The organism is Anaerovibrio sp., from assembly GCF_051866355.1.
Taxonomy (GTDB): Bacteria; Bacillota; Negativicutes; order Selenomonadales; family Selenomonadaceae; genus Anaerovibrio.
The window spans coordinates 1-4,421 of the sequence record NZ_JBJDWZ010000024.1; the positions used below are offsets into that span (position 1 = coordinate 1).

At 54.1% G+C, this 4,421-nt stretch carries 4 protein-coding genes; all 4 read right to left on the reverse strand.

The window, feature by feature from the left end:
- Positions 1-94 precede the first annotated feature (94 nt).
- Complete coding sequence (locus ACI3UA_RS01305) at positions 95-2,338, reverse strand: ATP-binding response regulator (protein ID WP_439723032.1); 2,244 nt, start codon at positions 2,336-2,338, stop codon at positions 95-97.
- Between the two features lie 52 nt (positions 2,339-2,390).
- Complete coding sequence (locus ACI3UA_RS01310) at positions 2,391-2,735, reverse strand: Hpt domain-containing protein (RefSeq protein WP_439723033.1); 345 nt, start codon at positions 2,733-2,735, stop codon at positions 2,391-2,393.
- 133 nt (positions 2,736-2,868) lie between these two features.
- A complete protein-coding gene (locus ACI3UA_RS01315; RefSeq protein WP_439723034.1) occupies positions 2,869-3,942 on the reverse strand; it encodes an HD domain-containing phosphohydrolase in 1,074 nt (357 codons plus the stop codon).
- Between the two features lie 246 nt (positions 3,943-4,188).
- Positions 4,189-4,421, reverse strand: a 233-nt coding sequence (locus ACI3UA_RS01320) for an SEC-C metal-binding domain-containing protein (RefSeq protein WP_439723035.1), incomplete at its 5' end; no start/stop codon positions are given.

A 4,421-nucleotide genomic window follows, 5' to 3' on the forward strand; every position in this document is an offset into this window, starting at 1 on the left:
TGACGTCGACAAGTGTTATTATATGACATCCAGAAAAAAAATGCAAGCACTTTTTTGAAAAAAATCAAAAATTTCTCCAAAAAGTTCCTTCCCGCTACTTCAGCCACCTCTGCAGCACCTTGGCCAGCGCCTGCCAGTTCAGCGGCTTGGCCACATGCTCATTCATGCCGCTCTTGATGGCCGCCTTCACGTCATCTGCAAAGGCATTGGCAGTCATGGCGATAATCGGCACCTGCCTGCAGTATTCGCTCCTTTTGCCGCGAATTTTCCTGGCCGCCTCATAGCCGTTCATGCCCGGCATCTGCACATCCATGAAAATCAGGTCATAGTAGCCATCCGGATGCTCCTCCAGCATACTCACAGCCTCCAGCCCGTCTGCGGCGCGCTCCGCCACAAGGCCCGTCAGCTCAAGTATCTCCACGGCAATCTCCGCATTCAGGTCGTTATCCTCCGCCAGAAGCACCCTGCGCCCTCCCAGCTTCAGTTCCTCGATGCCTTCCAGCGGCCTTTCCTGATTTTCCTGCCCTTCATCGCCCTGCTCCTTCTCCTGGGCATCCTGATGTTTCAGGTACACGGTGACAACAAACTGGGAGCCGACCCCCAGCTTGCTCCTTACCTCGATGTCACCGCCCATCATGCGGACGATATTTCTGGTGATAGCCATGCCCAGCCCGGTGCCCTGAATATTCTTCAGCCTTTCATCGGAAGCCCTGACAAACGGCTCGAAAACCTGCTTGATATAGTCCTCGCTCATGCCGATGCCGTTATCCTCAAAGACAAACTCATAACAGCCCGTCTTTTCCTTGGCGCAGGGCTTCTCGGAGGCTTTCAGCTTGAGCTTGCCGCAGTCCGGCGTATACTTGATGGCATTGCCCAGCAGATTGGTAAATACCTTCTGCAGATGCAGGCTGTCACCAATGACGGCCGTATGCTTCAGCTTGCTCATGTTCACCGTCAGCTTGTGGTGGTGCTCGTCAATATTCGGCTTCATGATGTTCACCATGTTTTCAATCAAATCCGCCAGATTGAATTCCTCTTCCACCAGATCCACCCGCCCGGACTCTATCTTGCTCATGTCCAGCACCTCGTTGATGAGCTCCAGCAGATGCTTGCTGGCCTTATCTATCTTCTGCAGGCTGTCCATGACCTTTTCCCGGTCATCAGCATAGCGCATGGCGATAGCCGTCATGCCGATAATGCCGTTCATAGGGGTGCGCATATCGTGGGACATGTTGGAGAGGAACATGGTCTTTGCCTTGTTGGCCGTCTCCGCCGCCGAGTAGGCCACCTGCAAGGCCATTTCCTGCTCCTTCTCCGACTTGATGAGGCTGTCCACATTGCGGGCGCCTATAACCGCAACCTTGCGTCCACACTTCTCCTGCACAAAGGATACCGCGGCCTGCAGATAGCTCACATTGCCGCCGGAGACCCGCTCATAGGTAAAGGAATAATTGCGCTTGCCCCGGCGCAGCCTGTCAATGGACAGCTTCCTGACAAATTCCTTGCGGCATTTCTCCGAAACAAGTTCCTCCGCGTATTTTGTCATTCCCTCCGTCCAGCCGCCCCGGCGTCCCTGATACCCGGCAAAGCTGCTGCCCAGCTGCTCGCCATGCCTGCTCCCGTCACGATAGATGGTGGCCACATCCGTTTCCACATCCACCAGCAGAACGGAATAATACTCGCTGCTCAGACCGTCGATAATATCCCGCTGAATCTCCATCTCCTGAATCAGATCATTCTTCTGCTGCATCTCCTGCTGCAGCCTGGCGTTGACGTTCTCCACATCGCTCAGGGCAGCCGCCAGCTTTTCCTGCTGTACCTTCTGATACTCCAAAATCCGCGTCAGCTCGTCGTTGGCCTCCCTGATTCTCCGCTGGGCTTCCAGCTCCTGTTTTTTGGCCGCATTAACAGACTCCGTGGCAAAAATCACATGCCACAGCCTGCCGTCGCTGTCACGATCGCACTCAATGAAATTGCACTGCACCCATTCCTCGGTCAGCCCCGGAGACAGCTCCGGCCAGTAAACCGGGCTGATATACTGATAGGATACCACCCTGGCCTTATTCATCCTCCTGTCCAGCGTCCCCAGCTCCACAAAGCTGTGCAAATCCTCGCTGAACTCAGGCAGGGCCAGCTTTTCCGGCAGGATGTTCAGCTTTTCCTGCGCCCTGCCTGCTGTCCCGATATACGCCCGCACCTCCGGAATGGCGGCCAGCTCAATGAAGCTGTCATTCAGGATATCAATATAGTAAACAGTCGTGTAAACCTTGCTCAGGGACTGTATAATCTTCACCCAGTCCATCAGCTGGTCCAATACGTTTCTCTCCGTCGTCTGCATCTCTTATGCCCCCTGCACACAGAAAAATCTGCCCACACAAGCAAAATGTAAGTTACAGCTCCCTGATTCTGGCCTGTACCTCGTCATAGCAGGCCGACAGCTCCGCCACCAGGGCGCTGTCAGCCTGTTCCCCGCTGCTTCTGAGCTGCTCCGTCAGGGCGGCCGCCGCATTGTAGAGCTTCGTCAGGCCGATGTTGCCGGCAACCCCCTTGAAGGCGTGAGCCGCCTCAAAGGAAGCTGTCGCGTCACCGGAAGCGACGGCTTCCAGCAGCTTCTGGTAGCTGCCTTCCTTCTGAAACTTCAGCACATATTTTTTGATGCGCTCATCCGTAAGAAACAATTCCTTGACGGCGGCATAATTTCCGCCCACTGCACCGTAAAATTCCTCTATCGTCAAATCAATTACCCGCCTTCCTGCTCAATATATCTTCCTGCTCATGTATATTTCTGTTCAGCAGGCTTTCCATCTCAACACAGTCTTCTGTTCTGCATGGCTTCCTGCTCAACGTATCCTTCCATACGGCCTGCGGTCACCTTGCGTCATTCTCTGCGATGGCAATCAGCTGGAACTTGGCCGCCTCAAAGCACTCCAGAAGCGCCGGCGAAAATGCGCCGCACTCCCCGGCCTTAATCATGCGGATTGCCTCGTCAACGGCATACGGCGCACGATAGCAGCGGGAATCCACCAGCGCATCGAACACCTCCGCAATGGACACAATCTGCGCCCAGATAGGGATTTCCTCCCCTTTCAGCCTGTCAGGGTAGCCCTTGCCGTCGTAGCGCTCATGGTGGTAGCGGCAGATGTCATAGCAGTACCTGTAAAAATCCTTGTCGTCCATTTCCTGCTTGAAGCACTCGAGAATCTCGCATCCCTTGACGGTGTGGGTCTTCATTATCTTGAATTCCTCCGGCGTCAGCCTGCCGCGTTTCAGGAGAATTTCATCCGGAATGCTGAGCTTGCCGATGTCGTGCAGGGCGGCGGCATTCACCATCAGGGCGATATCCACCTCGTTGTAGTCAAATTCCTTGTGCAGTGCCGCCCAGGTATGGAACAGCACCTTTGCCATAGGCCGCACCTTGTCGATGTGCAGGCCGGCCTTCATGCTGCTGCGAAACTCCACCACGGAGCTGAAAGCATTAATCAGGAATTCCGTGTTGGCCTCCAGCTTTTTCCGGCTCTGCCTGAGCTCCGTTTCCGTTTCATCCAGCTTCAGGGCCAGATTCCTTCTCTGCTCGTACAGCTCCATGATATTCAGGGCACGGCGGGTAATGACCTGACGGGAAAACGGCTTGTAGATAACATCCGCCACGCCGTACTCGTAGGCAGCCACGTCCGTATCATAGGTGGCCTCCCCCGTGATGATAATTACAGGCACCAGCTCCAGATAGCCATATCTCTTCATATACTCCAGCACATCAAAGCCGCTCTGCTTCGGCATGACCAGATCCAGAAAAATCAATGACAGCTTTTCAAAATTTTCCTGAATGCAGGCAATGGCCTCTTCACCATCAGCCGCTTCCAGAATATCATACTGCTCGCCAAATATCTCTCCCAGCACATCGCGGTTAAACTCCACGTCATCAGCGATTAAAATCTTCTTCACGATACCCTTCCTTTCTCCCGAAACTCATGCCGTTCCCTCCGCATGATTGCCTTGCCATCCTGCGCCCGCCTGCCGGAGCATCCCCCCAAACATGCTGATGCAGACCGTCACAGCTACTTCTATTATCCAAACAGCGCCATTTTATGTCAATATTTTTTTAGAAAATATTGACCATTTTGCCAAAATAAAAGCACAACAAAAAGGCATCGCTCCGGCAAAAGAGCGATGCCCCGTCAGCACAGTTTTTCAGTTCCATTCCTTGCTTATACAGCAGTTTTTGTATTTCTTGCCGCTGCCGCAGGGACAGGGCTCGTTGCGGCCGATCTTGCGTCCCTCCCGCACCACGGCCGGGCGCGGCATACCGGCCGCTTCTGCAGGGGTATGCCCCTTCAGCATCCACAGCGGCAGGCTGTCGTTATAGGCGCCAATCAGCTGATACAGCTCCTCCGTATCAGGCTTATTGTCCATTTTCAGCTGAT